This is a genomic window from Undibacterium sp. YM2 (assembly GCF_009937975.1).
GTDB lineage: Bacteria > Pseudomonadota > Gammaproteobacteria > Burkholderiales > Burkholderiaceae_D > Undibacterium.
In genome coordinates this window covers 208,398-229,753 of sequence record NZ_AP018441.1, presented here as the reverse complement: position 1 = coordinate 229,753, position 21,356 = coordinate 208,398, and the positions used below count along the sequence as shown (strand labels likewise).

The 21,356-nt window shown below is 51.4% G+C and carries 25 protein-coding genes; 15 read left to right on the top strand and 10 right to left on the bottom strand.

Annotation, left to right across the window (positions count from 1 at the left end):
- Window positions 1-153: 153 nt before the first annotated feature.
- On the bottom strand, window positions 154-1,017 hold the full coding sequence (locus tag UNDYM_RS01090) for a cysteine hydrolase (RefSeq protein WP_162039374.1): 864 nt from the start codon (window positions 1,015-1,017) through the stop codon (window positions 154-156).
- A 445-nt stretch (window positions 1,018-1,462) separates the two neighbouring features.
- On the opposite strand from UNDYM_RS01090, the gene UNDYM_RS01085 reads away from it, so the two are divergent.
- The 8 genes from UNDYM_RS01085 to UNDYM_RS01050 all read left to right on the top strand — a co-directional run bounded on the left by UNDYM_RS01085 (window position 1,463) and on the right by UNDYM_RS01050 (window position 6,262).
- Window positions 1,463-2,320 (top strand): TIGR02452 family protein, encoded by an 858-nt coding sequence (locus tag UNDYM_RS01085; protein ID WP_197740967.1) that lies wholly within the window; start codon window positions 1,463-1,465, stop codon window positions 2,318-2,320.
- Between the two features lie 27 nt (window positions 2,321-2,347).
- Complete coding sequence (locus UNDYM_RS01080) at window positions 2,348-2,893, top strand: RNA 2'-phosphotransferase (protein ID WP_162039373.1); 546 nt, start codon at window positions 2,348-2,350, stop codon at window positions 2,891-2,893.
- The gene (locus UNDYM_RS01075; protein ID WP_162039372.1) at window positions 2,894-3,250 is read left to right on the top strand and encodes a phosphatase; all 357 of its coding nucleotides are present in this window, start codon (window positions 2,894-2,896) and stop codon (window positions 3,248-3,250) included.
- The gene (locus UNDYM_RS01070) at window positions 3,235-3,450 is read left to right on the top strand and encodes a hypothetical protein (protein WP_162039371.1); all 216 of its coding nucleotides are present in this window, start codon (window positions 3,235-3,237) and stop codon (window positions 3,448-3,450) included. The genes UNDYM_RS01075 and UNDYM_RS01070 overlap by 16 nt, the downstream gene beginning before the upstream one ends.
- Complete coding sequence (locus tag UNDYM_RS01065; protein ID WP_162039370.1) at window positions 3,447-4,001, top strand: NADAR family protein; 555 nt, start codon at window positions 3,447-3,449, stop codon at window positions 3,999-4,001. Before UNDYM_RS01070 ends, UNDYM_RS01065 begins: the two co-directional genes overlap by 4 nt.
- A gap of 3 nt (window positions 4,002-4,004) precedes the next feature.
- The gene (locus UNDYM_RS01060) at window positions 4,005-4,598 is read left to right on the top strand and encodes a DUF4291 domain-containing protein (protein WP_162039368.1); all 594 of its coding nucleotides are present in this window, start codon (window positions 4,005-4,007) and stop codon (window positions 4,596-4,598) included.
- A 136-nt stretch (window positions 4,599-4,734) separates the two neighbouring features.
- Window positions 4,735-5,616 (top strand): CmcJ/NvfI family oxidoreductase, encoded by an 882-nt coding sequence (locus UNDYM_RS01055; protein WP_232063660.1) that lies wholly within the window; start codon window positions 4,735-4,737, stop codon window positions 5,614-5,616.
- 13 nt (window positions 5,617-5,629) lie between these two features.
- The gene (locus UNDYM_RS01050; RefSeq protein WP_162039367.1) at window positions 5,630-6,262 is read left to right on the top strand and encodes a 2-hydroxychromene-2-carboxylate isomerase; all 633 of its coding nucleotides are present in this window, start codon (window positions 5,630-5,632) and stop codon (window positions 6,260-6,262) included.
- Window positions 6,263-6,277: 15 nt separating this feature from the next.
- Here UNDYM_RS01050 and UNDYM_RS01045 read toward each other — a convergent pair whose 3' ends face one another.
- Both UNDYM_RS01045 and UNDYM_RS01040 read right to left on the bottom strand, forming a co-directional pair.
- Window positions 6,278-7,675 carry an MFS transporter gene (locus tag UNDYM_RS01045; protein ID WP_162039366.1) on the bottom strand — a complete coding sequence of 466 codons (1,398 nt, stop codon included), beginning with the start codon at window positions 7,673-7,675 and terminating at the stop codon, window positions 6,278-6,280.
- Window positions 7,672-8,526 carry an alpha/beta fold hydrolase gene (locus UNDYM_RS01040; RefSeq protein WP_162039364.1) on the bottom strand — a complete coding sequence of 285 codons (855 nt, stop codon included), beginning with the start codon at window positions 8,524-8,526 and terminating at the stop codon, window positions 7,672-7,674. Before UNDYM_RS01040 ends, UNDYM_RS01045 begins: the two co-directional genes overlap by 4 nt.
- 137 nt (window positions 8,527-8,663) lie before the next feature.
- Between UNDYM_RS01040 and UNDYM_RS01035 the strand changes: the two genes are divergently transcribed.
- Entirely contained in the window at window positions 8,664-9,245 is a 582-nt protein-coding gene (locus UNDYM_RS01035) for a TetR/AcrR family transcriptional regulator (protein WP_162039363.1), read from the top strand.
- 75 nt (window positions 9,246-9,320) lie between these two features.
- Here the strand turns inward: UNDYM_RS01035 and UNDYM_RS01030 are convergent, their stop codons facing one another.
- The 4 genes from UNDYM_RS01030 to UNDYM_RS01015 form a co-directional block, all read right to left on the bottom strand.
- Window positions 9,321-11,153 carry a family 2A encapsulin nanocompartment cargo protein cysteine desulfurase gene (locus tag UNDYM_RS01030; RefSeq protein WP_162039362.1) on the bottom strand — a complete coding sequence of 611 codons (1,833 nt, stop codon included), beginning with the start codon at window positions 11,151-11,153 and terminating at the stop codon, window positions 9,321-9,323.
- Window positions 11,128-12,069, bottom strand: a complete 942-nt coding sequence (locus UNDYM_RS01025; protein ID WP_162039361.1) for a family 2A encapsulin nanocompartment shell protein — start codon at window positions 12,067-12,069, stop codon at window positions 11,128-11,130. Before UNDYM_RS01025 ends, UNDYM_RS01030 begins: the two co-directional genes overlap by 26 nt.
- Before the next feature lie 101 nt (window positions 12,070-12,170).
- Window positions 12,171-13,127, bottom strand: coding sequence for a serine O-acetyltransferase EpsC (gene epsC / locus UNDYM_RS01020; RefSeq protein ID WP_162039359.1), 957 nt, complete (start codon window positions 13,125-13,127; stop codon window positions 12,171-12,173).
- Window positions 13,128-13,165: 38 nt separating this feature from the next.
- Window positions 13,166-13,642 carry a rhodanese-like domain-containing protein gene (locus UNDYM_RS01015; protein ID WP_162039357.1) on the bottom strand — a complete coding sequence of 159 codons (477 nt, stop codon included), beginning with the start codon at window positions 13,640-13,642 and terminating at the stop codon, window positions 13,166-13,168.
- A gap of 219 nt (window positions 13,643-13,861) precedes the next feature.
- Between UNDYM_RS01015 and UNDYM_RS01010 the strand changes: the two genes are divergently transcribed.
- From UNDYM_RS01010 to UNDYM_RS01000, 3 genes are read left to right on the top strand one after another with little or no spacing between them, the layout of a single operon-like run.
- A complete protein-coding gene (locus UNDYM_RS01010) occupies window positions 13,862-14,764 on the top strand; it encodes a cache domain-containing protein (RefSeq protein WP_162039355.1) in 903 nt (300 codons plus the stop codon).
- Complete coding sequence (locus UNDYM_RS01005) at window positions 14,686-16,047, top strand: cell wall metabolism sensor histidine kinase WalK (protein WP_162039353.1); 1,362 nt, start codon at window positions 14,686-14,688, stop codon at window positions 16,045-16,047. The genes UNDYM_RS01010 and UNDYM_RS01005 overlap by 79 nt, the downstream gene beginning before the upstream one ends.
- A complete protein-coding gene (locus tag UNDYM_RS01000) occupies window positions 16,044-16,187 on the top strand; it encodes a hypothetical protein (protein WP_370529426.1) in 144 nt (47 codons plus the stop codon). The genes UNDYM_RS01005 and UNDYM_RS01000 overlap by 4 nt, the downstream gene beginning before the upstream one ends.
- Before the next feature lie 16 nt (window positions 16,188-16,203).
- On the opposite strand, the gene UNDYM_RS00995 is transcribed toward UNDYM_RS01000, so the two are convergent.
- Complete coding sequence (locus UNDYM_RS00995; RefSeq protein WP_162044391.1) at window positions 16,204-17,475, bottom strand: O-acetylhomoserine aminocarboxypropyltransferase/cysteine synthase family protein; 1,272 nt, start codon at window positions 17,473-17,475, stop codon at window positions 16,204-16,206.
- A 343-nt stretch (window positions 17,476-17,818) separates the two neighbouring features.
- Here UNDYM_RS00995 and UNDYM_RS00990 point away from each other — a divergent pair, with 343 nt between their 5' ends.
- The 3 genes from UNDYM_RS00990 to UNDYM_RS00980 are packed head-to-tail and all read left to right on the top strand — an operon-like array spanning window position 17,819 to window position 19,707.
- Entirely contained in the window at window positions 17,819-18,295 is a 477-nt protein-coding gene (locus UNDYM_RS00990; protein ID WP_162039351.1) for a glycine zipper 2TM domain-containing protein, read from the top strand.
- 15 nt (window positions 18,296-18,310) lie between these two features.
- Window positions 18,311-18,931: a hypothetical protein gene (locus tag UNDYM_RS00985; RefSeq protein ID WP_162039349.1), complete on the top strand. Its 621-nt coding sequence runs from the start codon at window positions 18,311-18,313 to the stop codon at window positions 18,929-18,931.
- A 17-nt stretch (window positions 18,932-18,948) separates the two neighbouring features.
- Window positions 18,949-19,707: a hypothetical protein gene (locus tag UNDYM_RS00980; RefSeq protein WP_162039347.1), complete on the top strand. Its 759-nt coding sequence runs from the start codon at window positions 18,949-18,951 to the stop codon at window positions 19,705-19,707.
- A gap of 86 nt (window positions 19,708-19,793) precedes the next feature.
- Here the strand turns inward: UNDYM_RS00980 and UNDYM_RS00975 are convergent, their stop codons facing one another.
- Both UNDYM_RS00975 and UNDYM_RS00970 read right to left on the bottom strand, forming a co-directional pair.
- Window positions 19,794-20,660 carry a polysaccharide deacetylase family protein gene (locus tag UNDYM_RS00975; protein ID WP_162039345.1) on the bottom strand — a complete coding sequence of 289 codons (867 nt, stop codon included), beginning with the start codon at window positions 20,658-20,660 and terminating at the stop codon, window positions 19,794-19,796.
- 15 nt (window positions 20,661-20,675) lie between these two features.
- Entirely contained in the window at window positions 20,676-21,215 is a 540-nt protein-coding gene (locus UNDYM_RS00970) for an ester cyclase (RefSeq protein WP_174244913.1), read from the bottom strand.
- Window positions 21,216-21,356: the final 141 nt, after the last annotated feature.

The window sequence follows — 21,356 nt, the reverse complement described above, 5'->3', positions numbered from 1 at the left end:
CACTTAAAAGCTGTTGCAAGATGAAGCATGACCGACAAATAGGGCGCGCCATACGCACCATTGTTTGACGTGCCCACAAACAAAATCAACTCTCGTTTTTTTGACAAAGGGGCTGTGCACAAGGCGCACCCTACGCGTTTATCTTCTTAACCTTTACGCATTCGCCAACAACTCAGGCAATACGTCTGCCATCTTCGCAATCTGCACACCTTTGGCTGCCATGTCGCGCACAAAGCCTTCAAACTGTGCATCAAAACCTGTGACTGCACTCATGCAATCTGTTACCAATACCAGCTTGTGCAAATCGGCTGCGGCGAAATTCTCTACCAGATGTTCAGTGGTCGCTTTCACGCAATGGCTGCCTGCTTCGCCGGTAATATACACGCGGTCAGCTTTGCTGAGTTCGGTAATCAATTGCTGGTTCAATTGTGTATCAGGGTCACTGGCATCTGGCACTTCTGCCTTCACCGCTGAATAATGCTCAGTCCAGGGGTTGGAACCTTTGTTGATCTTGTTAACCACGCCCAGTTGTTTTTCTTCCCAGGCATTATAGGCCGCACGCACATCTGCATGCACATTCTGCCCCCATGAGCCAATTTCGCAGTGCACTGGCCATATCATCAGTTGATAACGACCTTCGGCTTCGAGTGCATCCAGATAGGCCAGTGTACGAAGTAAAGCCTCTCGCTGGCGTGGCTGATATTCGCCAGCGCGTACCGCGCTTGCAGAAATGCTGGTGAAAGGTGACACGGCTGCGCCCTGCCCTGTCATCCAGAAAGTGGGGTGGGCAATGTCATAGCGATGATGAGCGTCCAGAGTGATGCTGATACCGCTGATGCCATCCGCACCTTTATTGATGAGTTCAGCCACGCGCAACATATCGGCATGGGCGCCAGGCACAGGCAGGGCTGGCGATACTGGTTCAGCGCTATGCGCATCCCTTGCCAGATAAGCTGGCGGCAAATCACAGAAATCATTTTGCGGATCAATGATGAGGACTTGCAAATTGCGTTTCATGATGTTTCCTTTTCTTGTGAGGCTGATTCTATTGTAGGTCACTTAGTTATTTTTTGCAACTAAGTACCCGCATTTTCTTTTTGCTCGCCTTATCAGCGCTAAAAATAGCGTCCATAGTTAAAAATAAGTTTTTATTTTCAATAACTTAGCACGGGACATGCGTTTGTCTAAGTACCGGTCTTCTCAAGTAACCGATTACAATTAGTTGCAAATACTAAGACTACAAACCTGCCTACATAATAAATTACCTGCCGAATTTCTTTTCAGCACCACTTATCTAAGTTTTACTGCCATTCAAGCAGCCTTACTCTGCAATTAAACAACATTTCTTCATTCTTAGTTATTTTATGAAACTATCTTAGTTGATTTATTTCACTAAGATAGTTTATAGTTCATTTATGCGGGACTCATATTCTTGGTGACAACAATAAGATAGAGAAAAATAATGCAAACTACAGTAATCAATAGAAAACAAAGAGCCGACATTGCACAGGAAACCCTGGCAATACTAGAACGCGGAAACTATATCAGCCAACATGGCAATCAGGTCAGCATACAAGGTAGTTTGACGGCTGCAAAGCAAGCATCCATCCACTACTCGCCTGAAGAATTAAAGCAAGTATTGCGCACACTTACGGCTGGCGAAAAATTTGTTACTGCTATCAGCGTCACCAATGAAGGCTGCCTGACAGCAGCCAGACGACTGGCATCAGAAAATAGAGTGAGCCCACTTTGCCTGAATTTCGCATCTGCCAAAAACCCTGGTGGCGGCTTTTTGGGTGGCTCAGAAGCGCAGGAAGAAAATCTGACCAAATCATCTGGTTTATATCCCTGCATTGCGCAAATGACTGCCATGTATGAAAAGAACCGCGCCTTACAATCTTGTATCTATAGCGATGACATGATTTATTCGCCAGACGTACCTGTATTCAGGGATGAGGATTATGCCTTGCTGGATAACTTCTACAGCGCATCCTTCATAACTGCACCTGCCGTCAATCTGGGTGCATTAAAAATGAATGAACCTGAGCGTGTCGGCGAAGCGGCTGGCATTATGCTCAACAGGATCAATCTTGTATTGGCATTGGCACTTAAACATGGACATAGACATCTGGTGCTGGGCGCCTGGGGCTGCGGGGTATTCGGCAACGATCCGCAAAAAATCGCTGCTTACTTCTTAAATGCCCTATCACCTGGATCGATTTTTCATGGCGCGTTTGAAAAGATTGTCTTTGCTGTACTGGATAAGAAAAACACCGGAAGTCTTCAGGCTTTCGAAACTACATTCACGAACAATAAATAAGTTACGACAATAAATCAAAAAAATAAAATGAATAATAACAATAAAAACTTCAGTAAATTCCTCAGCTACGTACTGCGCCACCAGCCAGATTCCATAGGCATCACTCTGGATGCACAGGGCTGGACAGAAATAGCTACACTAATGAGCCAAGCCGCGAAGCATGGCAAGCGTTTCAAGCTGGAAGACTTGCATGAAGCGGTGCGCACTTCTGACAAGCAGCGCTTTGCACTCAGTGAAGATGGTTTGCGCATACGTGCAAACCAGGGGCATTCGGTAGCAGTGGATCTGGCTTTGCCCGTGACAGTGCCGCCAGATGTTTTGTATCATGGCACGGCCAGTCGTTTTATCGCCTCCATCATGAAGGAAGGGCTACACCCTGGTTCGCGTCATCATGTGCATCTGTCGGCAAATACGACAACGGCGCGTACCGTTGGCGCGCGGCATGGCAAGCCGGTTATCTTGCAGGTCATGGCAAAACAGATGCAGGAGGATGGCTTCCAGTTTTTTGTATCGGCGAATGGTGTATGGTTATGCGACAGCGTGCCACCAACATATTTGATCAGGATGAATTAAATGATGACAACCAAGCGACCGCATCAGAATACTTACTGGGTAAGACCAGGAAAATTACTGGCAGGTGAATACCCGGGCGCACTGGATACAAACACGGCAGCGCAAAGGCTGGGGCAATATCTCGATTGCGGCGTGGATTATTTTATCGACCTGACAGAAGAAGATGAACTGGACCCTTACGCACCGCTGTTGATAAAGCTGGCTGAAGAGCGCGGCATGCAGGCCCAGCACCGCCGCTTTGCCATACCAGACCGCCATACTCCATCATCGGCAGGGCAGATGCAGGAAATCCTGCAAGCATTGCACGAAGCACTGGCAAAGCAGCATACCGTGTATGTGCATTGCTTTGGCGGATAGGCCGCACCGGCACGGTCATAGGTTGCTATCTGGCAGAGCAACATCAAAACAACAAGGCAGGCTTGCAGGAACTGGCGCAATTATGGCAGCAGATGGAAAAGAAAAACTTTTGGCCAGAGACACCGCAAACCACAGAACAGCATGCCTGGGTACTGGCCTGGCCTGTGGATAGCAATTCAGACCGTACAGGAAAGACATGAATACACGAGAGAAATTATTAAAGCAAATAGACGAGGGCAAGCAGTTCAACTATCTGCATTTCTGGGGTCACAAGCAGCGCGGGCTGCAAGTAGACAAAGCCTGCTTCAGTCAATGGTTTGTTGCGCCGTTCCAGATCGGTGGCATCACTTACCTTACGGCTGAACATTATATGATGGCTGGCAAGGCCAGGCTGTTCGATGACCAGACCGTGTTCAAAGAAATACCGACGGCCAGCGACCCGGATATGGTGAAACGCCTGGGCAGGAAAGTGAAGAATTATGATGAACCGACATGGGTAGAGCATCGCTTCCAGATCGTAGTCGACGGCAATTATGCGAAATTTTCACAAAACCCAAAACTGAAGCAGTACCTGTTAAGTACCGCAGACAAGATCATCGTCGAAGCCAGCCCCCTAGATAGAATCTGGGGCACGGGTCTGGCGCAAGATCATCCTGACAGTAATAAGCCGCAACTTTGGCAAGGCTTGAATTTGCTGGGTTTTGCCTTGATGGAAGTCAGGAGCAGACTACTGTCTGAACACAAATATTAAAAAATGAAATTTGAAGCTTATAAAAAACAAGTAAAACACTGGCCAGATGATGGCAAGCACATCATGGCGCAATTTGACGAAGATACTATTGTCGTCTATCAGGCATATTCTGATGCCATCGCCGATTTTGCAGTTGAGCACCAATACTTTGGCGGTGCATACAGCTATACACGCATGAGCTGGATCAAGCCCAATTTTTTATGGATGATGTTCCGCTCTGGCTGGGCGCAAAAACCTGGTCAGGAACGCGTATTGGCAATACGCATCAAGCGTAGCTTTTTTGATGAAATTTTATCGCAGGCTATTCCATCATCTTTTGCCGCTTCAGAATTTCCCACACAAGACGCATGGAAGCAGGCGATAGAAACCTCAGACGTGCGTTTGCAGTGGGACCCCGATCACGACCCAGTGGGTAGCTGCCTGCCACGTCGTGCGCTGCAATTAGGTTTGCGCGGAGAAATGCTGGCACGCTATGGTAAAAAAGAAATACTGGAAATCATCGATGTCAAGCCGTTTGTGTTGCAGCAGTTCCCGCATGTTGATCAGCAGGAGCAATTATTGATACCAGTTGAATCCATTTATCGCTCCTGCATTTGACATGCACACCAAGCATGCGAATCACGCAAAAATCTCGTTTGAATATTAGCCTCGCATCCGTTTAAATATCCATAGACGACAGCCCTGAACTTACCATCCGGAAGCGCGGCTTCGTCACGATATGGCGGGAGGCGATATGCATGTCTTTACTGAGCATCAAAGGGAATTTTCACTACCTGTATCAATGCCTGGCAGCAGTTACGTGCTGGCGCCCATGAGCTATGTTTTGCCTGATGGTCAGCGACCTGTCAGTTATACCTTTGAACCACCGGCGGGTACCCCCTGGGAAAACGCCACTTACGATTTGCGTGAAGTGGCGATACATGATGCGCGCCGGGCCGAACAGGAACCGCAGCTTGAACGCGAAGGTTTTGAATTATGGGATGCGCCCACTTCCGTCAAAAACTTCATGGATCATGAAGAAGTCAGGTCTGACTATTATCAGGAAGCGCGTGAACTTGCGCTGGCTGTTACTGGTGGCAAGCAGGCCTATGTTTTTGACCACCTCGTCAGGCGACGCGAAACCAGGCAAGCCACGCTGTCATTTGGCAGGCGGGCAGAGAGCGGTCTGGCCGCCGCCAATGGGCGCATACATAATGACTATACTGAACAGTCAGGGCAAAAGCGTCTTGGCCTGGTAATCCGGGATATGGAAGTGATGGCGCAGATACGGCGTTATTGCATCATCAATATCTGGCGCCCTACTCACCGCACTGTACTTGATACTCCTCTCGCAGTGTGTGATGCGCGTACGGTCCGACAATCTCATCTGCTGGCTTGCGACGTCAAATACCCTAACCGCACCGGTGAAATTTACCTGTCCAGATTTTCACCAAGGCATCGCTGGTCTTATTTCGCCGAAATGCAACCGCATGAGGCACTGATCTTCAAGCAGTATGACAGCCAGTTCAATGGCGTTTCGCGCTTTACACCACATGCTGCATTTGATCACCCGCATGCACCGCTTGATGCACCACCAAGAGAAAGCATAGAGTTGCGCTGCCTGGTGGTATTTTGAAAAAGAGGTCAGGATGGATATCCCGATAAGCAGCATGCCTGTCATCGATTTCTGGTTTGAGTTTGGCAGCAATTACAGTTACCTGAGTGTCATGCGCATAGAGCAGGATGCGGCCAGGGCAGGCGTCAGGGTACGCTGGCAGCCGTTCCTGCTCGGTCCTATATTCCAGGCTCTGGGATGGCAGACATCGCCCTTTGTATTGCAGAAAGCCAAAGGCGATTATGTCTGGCTGGATATGGACAGACAATGCCGCAAGTATGGCCTGCCCTGGAAAAAGCCCGGCAATTTCCCGCGCCCGGCAATCTTGCCTCTAAGGGTCGCGGTACTGGGTGCGGAACAAAACTGGATGGCAGAATATTGTCGCCGCATCATGCAAATGAATTTTGCGCATGACCGGGATATCGATAACAAAGAAGTGGTCGCTGCTGTGCTGAACGATATGGACTTGCCCGCAACTGAAATCATCGCGCAAGCCCTGGGCGATGACAACAAATTGAAGTTGCGCAAGCAAACCGAACTGGCCATGAGCAAGGGCATCTTTGGTGCGCCAACTTTTTTTGTCGGCGAGCAGATGTACTGGGGCAATGACAGACTCGATGATGCGCTTGCCCATGCACGGGATTTGTTGATTTATCCCGACGCATGAGCCTGGTTATCTGGATCAGGCTGTTGCTGCTGCATCGGCCGGTATCTGAGGTTTCTGCACGGCTTGCGTCCTGATGAACATACTTAATAAGGCAGTCAGCACGCCACCTGCAATCAGGAAGAGATAAACATAGCGGAATTGCTGTAGATTCTGTACCTGTCCACCCAGTATGGTCACCGTAAAAGCCACTCCGAGGGCAGAACCAAACTGGCGCACCGCCTGGTTCACCGCACTGCCCACGCCAAAACGCTTGGCAGGCAGGCGGGCCACCGCTGCGCCTGACAGCGATGGCAGCACCAGCCCTACACCTATGCCACTGAGCAGCATGCCTGGCAACCAGACGGTAAGATAATCGGCGGTCAGGCTGGTGTTCAGGTAAAACCAAAGGCCGCTCAAGGCATAGATCAATCCACCTGCGACCAGCAAAGGTTTATGCCCAAAGCGGGCGACATAACGGCCAGAGATAATCGCCACTGGCATGACCATCAAAGGACCGGGAGTAATGCCAAAACCGGCCTTGGTCAAACCATAATGCCAGATTGCGGTCATGAATAAAAAGAAGCTCAGGAACATGGCGGTAAACGCGGCCCCAAATACCAGGGTGGCGGCATTCACAAAGCGGTAATTCCTGTCCTCGAACAAACTCAAATCCACCGCTGCGTGTGGCTTGCCTTTGGCCCAAAAAATAAAAACAAGAAGTATCGCGACGCCAGCGCTGATGGTGGCAAGAGTTGATGGTGCCAGCCAGCCCCAGCTGTCGGACTGGACTATGCCGAGTATCAGCAAGCCACTGCCTGCGATGAGCAAAAATACACCTGGCCAGTCAAAGCGATGGCCGGTTTCCAGGTTGCGTGATTCTGACAGGCTTAGCGCCGCCCTGATCATGGCAATAATACCTATGGGCACATTGATCAAAAATGCCCATTGCCAGTTGATGCTTTCTATAATGAGCGCACCTGCACTAGGCCCGACTGCCGCTGCCAGCGCAGCAACCGCACCCCACAGACTGACAGCAATGGCACGCTTCTCAATAGGAAAAGCCTGCAATACCAGTGCCAAAGAAGTTGGCGTCAGCAAGGCCGCACCAACAGCTTGCAAGACACGGGAAAAGATCAGCATGCCCGTGCTGCCAGCCACACCGCACAAACCGGATGCCAGGGTAAACACGCCTACACCAAGTATGAACAGTCGCTTGCGCCCCAATAAATCTGCCAACCGACCGGCGGGTACCAGTAATGCCGCATAGACGATGGTATAGGCGTTCAGCACCCACGACAGCTCACTCGGCCGAACATCGGGGAAGGCGTGGCGCAATGCAGGGAAGACAGCGAAACCTATGGTGGCATCCAGCGACACCAGAAATACGGCAACGCTGGCCAGCGCAAAGGTCGGCCAGGGGCTAATATTTTTCATGATGCTTCTCCGGCTTCTACCACTCTTTCAACAATATCGGCGGCAAGTTTGTTAATGATGAAGCTGACTGCTGCCGCATGTATCTCTGGCGTGCGCAAGATGCGCCTGTGTCCGGTTCCTGCGCTTGCGACCAGGCTGGCTTGCGGCCAGGCAGCTGCCAGGCCCTGGCTTTCTGTATAAGGCATTTCTTTATCTTCAGGGTCATGCAGGATCAGGGCGGGGTGACGCATGCCATGCTGCAATTGGGACAAATCCATGGATGACAGAGGTGCGCCTATGCTGCTTGCCAGCATGTCTTCCAGCTGCTGCCTACTTGCTTCGTCCAGTCCACCTGCCCTGGCCGCATGCTGGAATACGCGTGTCAGCGAAGCCGGGCCGCACAGATGCACACTGGCCTTGACTTGTACGCCTTGCGCAAACGCATACAGGCTGGCGGCGGAGCCTACTGAATGGGCGATCGTGGCAGTCAGCGGCCCCAGGTGTTTTGCTACTGCGACCACGGCCTTGCCATAGTCGAGTACATTGGTCGTTTCGCCTTGCGATGCACCGTGTGCAGGTGCATCCAGCGCCGTCACACTAAAACCAGCCCTCAGCAAAGGGGCAACAAAGCCTGCCATGTGGCTGGCCCGGCTTTCCCAGCCATGCAGGAGCAAGACTTGCGGCCCCTGTCCCCAGGTCCAGGCACGCAACTCCAGCCCGGCATAAGGAATGCTGACGGGCCGCGCATGCGCCAGTGCCTTTTTATCATCTTCAGTTTCTGCCTGCCTTTGCGGCCGGGTGAATGCCTGCAAGATCATGTCCATGATGGGCTTATTTGTTGCATTATTTGCTTCTTTGACTGGTGTATTCATGCTGCCCTCGAAATTAGATGACGAATATAATCCAATGGATGTTGATTATCATCTAAAATAGAGATTCATGTCAAACCTGATTAAAGCCAGTATTAAAATGAAAACTCTGGTTGGCAGATTTTTTAGGAATAGAGCAAATGAGAACTACCCGCGAACAAGCTGCGCAAACCCGCGAGCGCATAGTAGAAACCGCTGCCCGTCTGTATCGTGAACATGGCATCAATGGCATAGGTGTGGCCGACCTGATGAAAGAAGCCGGGCTCACGCATGGCGGTTTTTACAAGCACTTTGAATCCAAGGAAGCCCTGATTGCAGAAGCCTGCAGTACCGCGCTGCAAAGCACACGTACAGAACTGCTGCGCAAGACAGAACTGGTCAGCGACGGAGAAGCCATCGCCAGCCTGGTGCATAGCTACCTGAGCCGGGCGCATAGTGAACATCCGGGCCATGGTTGCGCGATTGCGGCACTCGGGGCAGAAGCAGCGCGCGGCGAAACGGCAAGCAAGGAAGTGATGGCGCAAGGGGTTGATCAGCTATTAGCCATCATCAGCAAGCAATTGCAACGCTCGGGAGCAAAGGATGATGCTGCTACCGCTCATGGCGTCTTGTCTTCGCTGATAGGTGGCTTGCTGTTGTCGCGCATGATGGATAAGCCGGCGAATGCCAAGGCAGTATTGCGTGACACCAGTGAGTTTGTGTTGAAAGCGGTACAGAAATAATAAAGAAGTAAAAAGACTGCCCGTTATTTCTAACGGGCAGATGATGCATTAAATCAATTTACCTCGCTTGTAAATTTACTTGCGACTATTCGCGAGCCTGCGCACCACAGCCAGCAAGCGATCTATCTCTTCACAAGTATTGTAGAAAGCAAACGAAGGCCGTACCGTTGCTTCCAGGCCAAAGCGACGCAAGATGGGCTGGGCGCAATGATGGCCGGAACGTACTGCGATTCCCTCTTCATTGAGCGCCTTGCCTACTTCTGCCGTTTCATATCCCGCCAGCACGAAAGACGCGACACTGGCTTTTTGATGCGCGGTACCAACCAGGCGCACACCGGGTATGCTCTTCAGCCCATGCGTTGCATATTCCAGCAAGGCATGTTCATACAGGGCGATATTTTCCAGGCCTATGCGCTCGACATAATCAAGCGCGGCTCCCAGGCCGACGGCATCGGCAATATTGCCGGTACCCGCTTCAAAGCGTGCCGGTGCCGGCTGATAACGGGTGTGCTCGAAAGTCACATCTGCAATCATATTGCCGCCGCCCTGCCAGGGTGGCAGTTGCTCCAGCAAGGCCTTCTTGCCATACACCACACCTATGCCAGTCGGGCCAAATATCTTGTGACCTGAAAAAACATAAAAATCAGCATCCAGCGCCTGCACATTCACGCGCAGATGTGACACGGCTTGCGCCCCATCGATCAGCACGCGGGCACCAGCGGCATGAGCCAGGGCAGTGATCTCATGCACGGGGGCGATAGTACCCAGGGCATTGGACACTTGAGTTACCGCCACCAGGCGGGTCTTGCTGTTCAGGAGCTTGCGGTACTCATCAAGCAAGACCTGACCGCTGTCATCCACAGGAATGACGCGTATGACAGCACCCTTTTCAGCCGCCAGTTGTTGCCAGGGCACGATATTGGCATGATGTTCAAGCTCGGAGACGATGATCTCATCACCCGCGCCTATAAACTTCTTGCCAAAAGTTTGCGCGATCAGGTTGATGCCTTCAGTCGCACCGCGCACGAAGATGATTTCCTGTTCGCTGGCAGCACCCAGAAATTTGGCTACCTTTTTGCGTGCAGACTCATAAGCATCGCTGGCACGTGCTGCCAGTTCATGCGCCGCTCTATGTATATTTGAATTCTCATGCTCATAGAAATAACTGATACGGTCTATCACAGCCTTTGGCTTGTGCGTGGTGGCGGCATTATCAAACCACACCAGTTGCTTGCCATTGACACGCTCTGCCAGGATAGGAAAATCCCTGCGTACGGCATTGATGTCAAAGGGCGCTGCCAAGGATGGATTAGCAGCTCTAGGTGCCTGATCCCAATAGTCTTGCTCGCCTCGCTGGAAATAATACGCAGGTTGCGTAGCACTGCCGCCAGCTTGCTGTGCAGGCGCTGAGGCCGGCGTGGCTGGCGTTGTTGAATACAGTTCACCCAGTATGCGTTGCAATTGCTCTTGCCCCGGCACGTTGAAAGCACTGGCCCCGGATTGCTTGCCTGTGCCCGCACCTGTCCCTTGCGCCGCCAGACTATCAAGATTATTGTCAGAAACTGGATAGCCGTGCTCTTGCCCGACAAAATAATAAGGCGTGCTGGAACTGGCACCACCCGCTTGCGGACGCGATGGTGCTACGCTGCTACCCGCATTTTGTGGTACGCCACTGGCAGAGACAGACGGCTGGCTTTGTACCGAGCTGCTATCGTGGACTGGTGTATGCGCCGACGGTGGTGCTTCAGGTGTACTGCCCTTGCTAAAGCCCGGCAAGAATTGCGCAGCAGCTTGGGCCGCACCTGGCACGAGGGCAAAAAATTCTGATGCCATGCGGTTCAGTGAAGCTTCATCCGGCAAACCTGAATTTGCCGAAGTTGTATTATTTGTAGGTGTCAGGATAGTCATGGTATTTACCGATCTCTACGTCGTCCAGAACAGCCACTGCATCATCTGTCAGCACTGCCAGCGAGCAGTATAGGGAGATGAGGTAAGAGGCAATCGCATTGCGGTTGATGCCCATGAAGCGCACAGACAAACCAGGGCTTTGTTCACCAGCCAGGCCAGGCTGGAACAAGCCGACCACACCCTGGCGTTTTTCACCAACGCGCAACAGGATGATTTTTGTCTTGCCATCTTCGATAGGCAATTTGTCAGACGGTACCAGTGGCACACCGCGCCAGGTCAGGAATTGCGAACCGAACAGGCTGACTGTTGGTGGTGGCACGCCACGGCGTGTGCATTCACGACCAAAAGCGGCAATCGCCAGTGGGTGGGCGAGGAAGAAGCCGGGCTCTTTCCAGACCTTGGTCAGCAAGTCATCAAGGTCATCCGGTGTAGGTGCACCTGTCAGGGTGGAGATGCGTTGATCATCATGCACATTGGCCAGCAGACCATAATCAGGATTATTGATAAGTTCGCTTTCCTGCCTTTCCTTGATGGTTTCAACCGTCAGGCGTAATTGTTCCTTGATCTGGTCATGCGGGCTGCTGTACAGATCAGAGATACGGGTATGCACGTCCAGCACGGTAGCGACGGCATTAAGGAAATATTCGCGTGGTTGTTCGTCATAATCGACAAAGGTTTGCGGCAATTCAGATTCATCACGCTGCGAGCAGGCTACCCGCACATCCTTGGGATTTTTTACCTTGTTGAGGCGGTAGATACCTGCCTCTACCGGCAACCATTGCAGCAGATGCACCAGCCAGCGTGGCGAGATGGTGGACAACTGGGGTACGGTCTTGGTGGCGTTCGCCAACTGCCTGGCGGCATTATCACCTAGCGCAAAATTGCCGGTAGTTACTTCACTAGTTACATCGGTCATTGCTTCACTCCATAAAAGTCAGTACATAAAAAATGAACAGGCGTGCGGGGATAAGCAGCCGTGCTATGTAGTTCACGGCTGTTTATTTGAAGCTCACTTATTCAAACCAGAGAAACGGGATTTTGCTGTTCGTGCCGCAAGCTGGCCTGGCTGACATGGCTGCCCGCCGCCACATCGCTGGTGACCCAGACATTGCCGCCAACGATGGCACCGCGGCCTATGATGACGCGGCCCAGTACCGTGGCACCGGCATAGATCACCACATCATCTTCCACGATGGGGTGACGCGGCAAACCCTTTTGCAGCTTGCCATCATCATCACTGGGGAAACGTTTTGCCCCCAGCGTGACGGCCTGATAGATACGCACGCGCTGGCCGATGATGGCAGTCTCACCTATCACCACGCCAGTACCATGATCAATAAAAAAGCCAGCGCCTATGCTGGCACCGGGGTGAATGTCTATGCCGGTCTGGCCATGCGCAATCTCGGCAACAATACGCGCCAGCAGTGGTACGCCTAGCTGGTATAGTTGATGGGCGATACGGTGATGTATCATCGCCAGTATGCCGGGGTAGCACAACAAGACTTCATCGACCGTGCGCGCCGCCGGGTCACCCTGATAGGCTGAGATGACATCGCTGTCCAGCAATGAGCGTATGCCAGGCAAGGCGCGGGAAAATTCACGCACTATCGTCAGGGCGCGGTCATCGATATGCAGGCCCTCTTCTTCGTGATAGCGCGAGGCATAGCTGAGTTCCAGCCTGACCTGACCCAGCAGAGAATGCAGGACAGTATCGAGTGTATGACCTACATAAAAATCTTCACTTTCTTGCCGCAATTCAGGCGGCCCCAGGCGCATGGGGAACAAGGCACCACGCAAGTCATTGAGGATTTTTGCGAGTGCATCACGCGATGGCAATTCACGCCCGCCAGGTTCGGCTGATCTTTGCTGGCGACGCCTCCAGGCATGGCGCACTACTGCCAGCTCGCTGACAACCTGCTCTATGCCAAACAGCGAGGCGCGTATCTCTTTAGTCTGTTGCAATGCTTGTCCCATGATAAGCCGCCTTCTCTATTATTGATTTTTGAATTGATTCAATCCTGCACCCAGGGCAGCTTGTGAAAGCGCCAGCCGCCACTATGCCCGCGCTGCTGCGCCTCATCCAGCTCGCCTTCGAAACCCTGTTCTATATTGAAGACATTCGACAAACCGGCCTTGCTGGCAGCTTCTGCTGCCAATGCCGAGCGTTTACCACTGCGACAAAGCAGCAAGACCACGCTCTGCTTGTCCTTGAGTTTGCCTTCGAGCTCTTTGACAAAGCGCGGGTTGCGCGTGAGTGCCGTGCCTGTCGCCCAGGCTACATGCAGGCTGTCTGGCAAATGGCCAACGAACTTGCGTTCTTCATTGCTACGCACATCAACAATCACGGCCTGGCCTTGCTGCTGCAACACCCACGCCTCTTCAGGAGAGACACTTCCAGCAAATGGCAGGCCAGCGTCTTTGGCTCGCTGGCGGGCAACAGTCAATGTCAAAGGTTCAGTTGGGGACTCAATAAGTGGGGAAGCTGTCATACACGTTCTCTGTATTCATGTTTTTCGTCACAGAGATTGAATGTACAGAAATTACCTAAGGCAGAAAACGAATAAAAATGAAGTTAATTATCCAGATTTCAAATATGCTGTGATTGTCGCAACAATACAGACACTTGCTGCAGTGCGCAAAATATGGCTTTGTGGTCAGTCAGGCGTATGATAGTAAAGCACAAGGAAATTAATCCCTTTACCGCTAATATGGCAACAGCTAAATCTACTTCATACCCCCGGCTTGCGACCTTGTTGACACTGGGTGTCAGTGCCGTGGTTCTGTGCACCGTGCTGTCAGCCCTGTTGCTGGTAGATCACTTTGCCAAGAACTATGCACAGAAAGAGGCAGAACAGAGACTGCAGCAAGTCGCCTGGCAAATGCGTGATGCCCTGGACCAGGTCATGCAAAAATCAGTCAGTGATGTGCAGTTACTGGCACAGCTCAATGAGATCAAGGATGGCAAAGACCCGGCAGACGTACGTCGCATTCTCGACCACCTGCAACACAATTTCTCTGACTATGCCTGGATAGGCCTGGCTGATCCTGAAGGTAAAGTGCTGGCATCTACCAAGGGCATGCTGGAAGGCCAGGATGTCAGCAAACGGCCATGGTTCATAGAAGGAAAAAAAGCCCTGTATGCAGGTGATTACCACCCTGCCCTGCTGCTGCAAAAACTCTTGCCTTACAGCGTAGATCCCTGGCGTTTCGTGGATGTATCCATCCCTGTCTATAATTCCGATGGCAAGTTGCGTGGTGTGCTGGGCGTGCACCTGAGCTGGAACTGGACGCGCAATCTGGTACAAAACATACTGGTACCCGCTGACAAACAATATGCGGCAGAAATCATGGTGGCGCGGGAAGATGGCACCGTCTTGCTGGGTCCGCTGAAGATGGAAGAGAGCAAGATATCTCCTAACAGCCTGATGCTGTCGCGTTCGGGTAAGAGTGGCGTGACGGAAGAAGTATGGGAAGGCCCGCAGAAATATCTGACTGCCTACACCATGAGTGGACAGGCACGTAATTACCCGCCTTGCAATGGAGCATACTGGTGCGCCAGCCCAAGGATGTTGCCATGGCTGGTTTGTATAACCTGCAGCGTGAAATCATGATTTCTGGCGCCATACTATGCATCGTGCTGGCACTGCTGGCATCGCTTTTGGCCAGGCGCATGTCCTCATCGCTGACTAAACTCAGTACCTTCATGGAACAACGTACCCAAAACCGCGATTCACAGGCAGAGCAACCGCTCTTCCCCGTTGTGGTTCCCGGCTTTCATGAAGCCCAGCTTTTATCGACCACGATAGCGGGAATGCTGGAAAAAGAAGAACAATACCTGACCAAGATCGAACGCAGCAATCAAGATCTCGAAGCAACCGTGATTGAACGCACGCGTGAAATTGAGCTGAAAGCCAGCCAACTGGAAAATGCCTTGCAGGAGCAACGCGTTGTACAAAATCGTTTGCAAGCCATTACAGATAACCTGCCCTGCATAATCACTTTCATGGACAGGCAAGAACGCTATTTATTCGTGAATGCTTTCGTCACGACAGAATTTGGCATCAAGCCCGAGTATCTGTTGGGGCGCACTTTGCGTGAAGTTGTTGGCGATGAATTTTACAAGGCCCATGCACCTCATGTGCAGGCAGTATTGGCGGGTGAACGTGTCAGCTTTGAAGGCGAGGGTAAATTAAATAGACGTACCTACTATTATCAGTCTGTGTATGTGCCTGCCTATGACGATGCCGGCCAAGTCACGGGGTTTTATGCGATGAGCTTTGATATTGCTGACCGCAAGCGGGTGGAGATGATGATGAATGAGTTCGTCTCCATGGTCAGCCATGAGCTGCGTACTCCACTGACATCGATCAATGGCTCGCTGCGCCTGGTAGCCGCCGGCGTTGCTGGCCAGGTGCCGGATAAAGCCCAGGAACTGATAACCGTTGCAATGCGCAATGGTGACCGCCTGCTGCACTTGATCAATGATATTCTCGACCTGGAAAAAATCGCCTCCGGCAAGATGGAATTCAATTTCCAGTTCAGCCAGATTGGCCCGATGATCCAGGATGCCATCAGTGCCAACAAGTCGTATGCCGATCAATATGATGTCAGCATCAAATGGCATGAGGCTTATTCCGAAATGATGGTCAATGTCGATCGTCACCGCGTTGGCCAGGTACTTGCCAATCTTTTGTCAAACGCGATCAAGTTCTCTCACAAAGGGGGCGAAGTAGAAGTGACGGTGGAAATGAATTTGACCAGACAAAGAGTCAAGGTCATCGTTACCGACCATGGCTGCGGCATACCCCCAATTTCCATAACAAGATATTCCAGAAATTCAGTCAGGTCGATGGTTCCAATACCCGCAAAAAAGGTGGCACTGGCCTGGGTTTGAATATTTGCAAAACCATCATAGAAAAAATGGAGGGCAGCATAGGCTTCACCTCCACTGTGGATGTTGGCAGCCAATTCTTTTTTGAATTGCCGCTGGCAGGCACCACATCCAGTGCCGCCAGCGTCATTGAGGCAAGCTAGGCTGAAAGGCCGCCCGCTAGGTTGCAGCCAGTGCATGCTCCAGATCAGCAATCAGGTCATCAATGTGTTCTATGCCTATAGACAAGCGCACGGTATCTTCAGTGACACCGGCTTTGGCCAGCTCTTCAGGGTTCAATTGACGATGGGTAGTGCTGGCAGGATGACAGGCCAGCGACTTGGCATCGCCTATATTCACCAGGCGGGTGAATAACTGCAAAGCGTCCTGGAAGCGGCCACCGGCGTCACGCCCGCCTTCGAGACCAAAGGTCAGGATGCCAGACGGTTTGCCGCCCAGGTATTTCTGCGCCAGCGCATGGTCCTTGTGTTCAGGCAAGCCGGCATAATTCACCCACTTCACCTTCGCATGCTTGTCCAGGTAATGGGCAATCTTGATGGTGTTGTCGGTAATCCTGTCCAGGCGCAAGGCCAGAGTTTCTATGCCTTGCAAGATCAGGAAGGCATTGAAGGGCGACAACGCAGCGCCGGTATTGCGCAGCGGCACAACACGGGCGCGACCTATGTAGGCGGCAGGCCCCAGCGCTTCGGTATACACCACGCCGTGATAAGACACGTCAGGCTCATTCAGGCGTTTGTATCTTTCTTTATGTTCAGCCCAGGGGAATTTGCCAGAATCAACGATGATGCCACCTATGGAATTGCCATGCCCACCGAGGTATTTGGTCAGTGAATGCACAACGATATCTGCACCAAATTCTATAGGGCGCAACAGATAAGGGGAAGGCACGGTGTTATCAACGATGAGCGGCACGCCATGGCGGTGGGCGACTTTGGCAATCGCTTCGATGTCTGTGATATTACCCAGCGGATTACCGATAGACTCTACAAACACGGCCTTGGTTTTAGCATCTATCAGCCTGGCAAAGGATTCAGGATCGCGGTAATCAGCAAAACGGGTTTCTATGCCGAACTGCGGCAGGGTATGGGCGAACAGATTATAGGTACCGCCATACAGGGTAGAGGCAGAGACGATATTGTCACCCGCCTCGGCGATAGTCTGTATCGCATAGGTGATTGCCGCCTGGCCCGAGGCCAGGGCCAGACCGGCAATACCGCCTTCGAGCTCAGCCACGCGTTTTTCCAGCACATCATTGGTGGGATTCATGATGCGTGAATAAATATTACCTTGTACTTTGAGATCAAACAGATCCGCACCATGCTGGGTATTATCAAAGGCATAGGCAACGGTCTGATAAATAGGCACGGCAACAGCGCGCGTGGTCGGGTCAGGTGTGTAACCACCGTGTACTGCTATGGTTTCCAGCTTCATCAAGATGTCCCTTTGTTGAAATGAGTTTAAATAATGAAATCGATCATAAAAATACTGCCTTTAAATAACAAGGAAGCATTTCGAATTTGCTTATCAAGAAAATGAAGCTGACCCCAGGCTGGCGATCTGTTTTCGGCAAGCAACAACAATGTGGCGGCGGGCGCCTGCTATTCAGAAACATTGAATAATATTACAATAAAAGCATTATCAAAAACTTCATTAAGTTTGAATTTGAAATACAAACTTACAATATAAATCGGGAATTATTTATAGTTTGATATTTATAATAGTCTGGGAAAACACCGTCATATTTCCGTAAATCCTGCATGAGGCTACTCTATAAATGAAAAAATTTATCCCACTGGCACTGTTTCTTGTTGCCGCTACGGCTTGCACAACCACTCCCGCGCAAAATGAATACAGCAATGTCAGGGCCGGTGGTTTCCAGGATCAACAGGCTGGCGATGTCGGCGATATTCAGGACTTGCGCAGAACTACGCTACAAAAGCAGGGGAAAACCGGGGCCACAGGTGCGGTCGTTGGTGCAGTGACAGGTGCCGCCCTGGGTAACCAGATAGGTAAGGGCAACGGCAGGAAGGTCAGCACCGTATTGGGAGGCGTGGTTGGCGGCGTAGTCGGCAATTCCATCGCAGAACAAAACTCCGTAGTCAACGTAGCGGGCCTGGAAATTGTCGTGCGCCTGCGCAGCAATGGCAGCCTGATCACTGTCACCCAGGAACAACAGGGACGCAACTATTACGTAGGCCAGCCAGTGCGGGTCATCTACTCGCAAAACATGGCGCAAGTGTTGCCCTTGTAAAGCCACGGAGTAATCATGGTCATACTGAGTTTGCTCAAACGCCCGAATGTACGCACACTATTGATTGCCTGGGTTTTGCTATACCTGCTGGCAAGTGTCGTTCACGAGCAGTACCTGCGTAATATCTTCGGGCTCCCGATTTTACTCTGGATACCTTACAGTTTTTATTCGAATTATCGCAAAGCCAAACAGGCACATCAGGACATGATCAAAGCAATACGTGACATGTCACAGGTCACTACTGAATCCTGCATCGACATCTGTGGCGACAATGCGATGGCGATCAACTACCACACCAATACGATTTTCCTGATCGACGGCAAAATCAGGAAAACCGTAGCAGCCAGCCAGTTATTGCGCTGGGAGATGTTCGAGCCAGGCGGGACGCAGATCACCGGCTTCATGGTCGGCGGCTCAGCCGGTACGCCACAAGGCCAGGCTGTGCTGGGGGCTGCCATAGGCGCCGGTATATTTCATGTGCTGATCAAACTGTTTATCAAGCAGAAAGCCATAGGTTATATCAAGTTCTGGATCAATGATGCAGAACGCAGCATCGTCAGTGTCTATATTTCCAACAAGGCCTTCCTTGATCAATTACAGCATTTCTCTTTGACCATAGGCCATAAAGTCGACTAGCTTTTGATAGATACAGAATGAAAATTTCACATCAGTTGATCAGCCTTGCCCTTTGCGGTCTCAGTGCTGCAGCACAGGCACAAATCTGGACCGATCTGCCGAGTATGGACCAGAAGGCCGATGTCATCACCCAACGCGCCGACAGCCCCATATACAGCCGCATGGCAGTTGACAAGAAATACCGTGAATTTGCCTACTCAGCCATCAATGTCAGAGGTGAACAACTGGGCTATAAACTGGTGCTGGAATCACGCGAGGCGCTGTTCACGGATAAATCATTGCGCAAAGTCTATGAGGCGAAGGCAGGCAATTATTTTGTCTCTTACTGGGTCAGGGAAAGTCCGAACTACCGCAAGATGCCTTTCAAACGCAATGTTGATATTTTGCTGGTTGTCGTCGATACTGTGCCCGCGAATAAGGATAATCCCGAATTCAAGGCCGTTGCCAGCAAGCTGCCTTATGTGACTTACCAGATACGCTGGCAGCAATTCAGCGGCAACCAGGTGGTCGGCATCAAGGGTGATGACACAGGCTCAGCCGTCAAATGGAATTGCAAGACCAAGGAAGGCAAAGTCATGCCTACCATGATACAAACCATGATCATCCACAAACCCAACTTCAAGAATGAAGAAGAGTGGTATCGCACTGCGTATTACATCACCGATACCGGCGAGTTAAAAGACAACGGTGCAGGCAGGAGAAACATCTGCACCGAGCGCAGCGTAGGCCCGGATGATGAAGTATCGAAATGGGTACGCTTTTTTGGCGGTGTATAAACCAGAGATTGACTCTGCCACACAACAGCTTTTGACGGGGTGATGCTTTTTACACACAGCATCGCCCCTTCCCAGCTGGTCCTCAATTACTTCACAGGCACATCCGGCATACTCAGTGCCAGCTCAGCTATTTTGTCCTTGCGCATGAAGACCACGCCAGGATGTTGCAGGGCATACTGCAAAAACTCCCCTAGCATTTTGACACGCGCCGGAGTACCACCTATGCGGTCATGCAGAGAGACAGACATCATGCGCCGCCTGTATTCAGACTCTATATACAACTGATCAAATTCATCGCGTAACTCCTGGCCAAAAGACTGCGCCGTCAATGGCCCCTCAGCCCCAAAGCGGGCAATGTCGTTATTGCGCAAGGTGTAAGGCACAATCGCAAAGGCCTGGTCATTGACTATGGTCGTCATCGGTTCATCGGCACTGAGATCATCAATGTGATAAGTGAAACCCAGCGACTGCAATATCCCCAGGGTGCGTGGAGTGCCACGCAACCAGAAGGCATTAAAACCGACAGGCCGTGTGCCGGTCGCCTGTTCTATCGCTGCGATATTGGCGATATACGATGCGCGCTCTTCAGCCTCGCTCATGGTCCAGTGCGGCGTCCAGCTATGGCCATGCGCTGCCGCTTCATGACCGCGTTGGACGATCTCCCTGGCAAGCTCCGGCCTTTGCAATACCGCCTGCCCTACCATGTGTGAAGTCACCGGTATCTTGAATTTGTCCCACAAATCCAGCATGCGCGGTATGCCTTCACGTGCACCATATTCAAACCAGGTGCGGGCGGGCAAGTCAGGCAGACTGGTATCTGCCATGGCAGGAAAAGGTGAGCCATTCTGATGCTCTGATTGCGCACCGGCTTCAAACTGCATGGAAACAGAAACCACCATGCGTATGCCATCTGGCCAGAACTGCCCGGCGGGCAAGTTGATTTGGTTTTTCATTTCAGGCTCCCTATATCATTGTTTGACGACGCCCAATTGCTGCAACAAAGTCAGGTTATCTTCCAGATGCCAGTTCTCGGCAATGCGGCCATCAGCTATGCGGTAAATATCTGTCGCAATGAAATCGACCTTGCGGCCATCGCCTTGCTGTCCATGGAAGCTGCCGCTAAAGTGACCGGTAAAATGCAGGCGACCTACGACACGGTCACCGACCAGCAACATCTCTTCCACCTCCAGCTTCAGGTCAGGTACGGCTGCACGAAAATTTTTTGAGGCAAACAAGGCGCCCTGAGGACCTTGTGGCCGGCCCGCTGGCAAATTCCTGTCCATAAAATTATCTGCCAGCGCCGCTTGTGCAAACTGCGCGTCGCCGGTATTCCAGAAAGCATAGTAACGCCGTGCCGCCAGTGCCATGTTTTGCTGCTGCGCAGCCGGGATGGACTTGTCGGCAACGATGTTACGCGGTACTGGCAAGTCGTCTTGCGCATAAGCTGCGCTTGCATAAGCAATGATACTTAATAATAGACTAAGACCTGCTAAAAATTTGGCATGCATGATATTTCCTTTCATTACTGGCTGATTGAGTTGTAAAGCGAAATTCGCCTGAACACTACTGTGCTACCATTCCAATTAATTGAAAATAGACTTAATAATCAAAGCATCTATTCCAATTTTGAAAAGATAAGGTATTTGCAC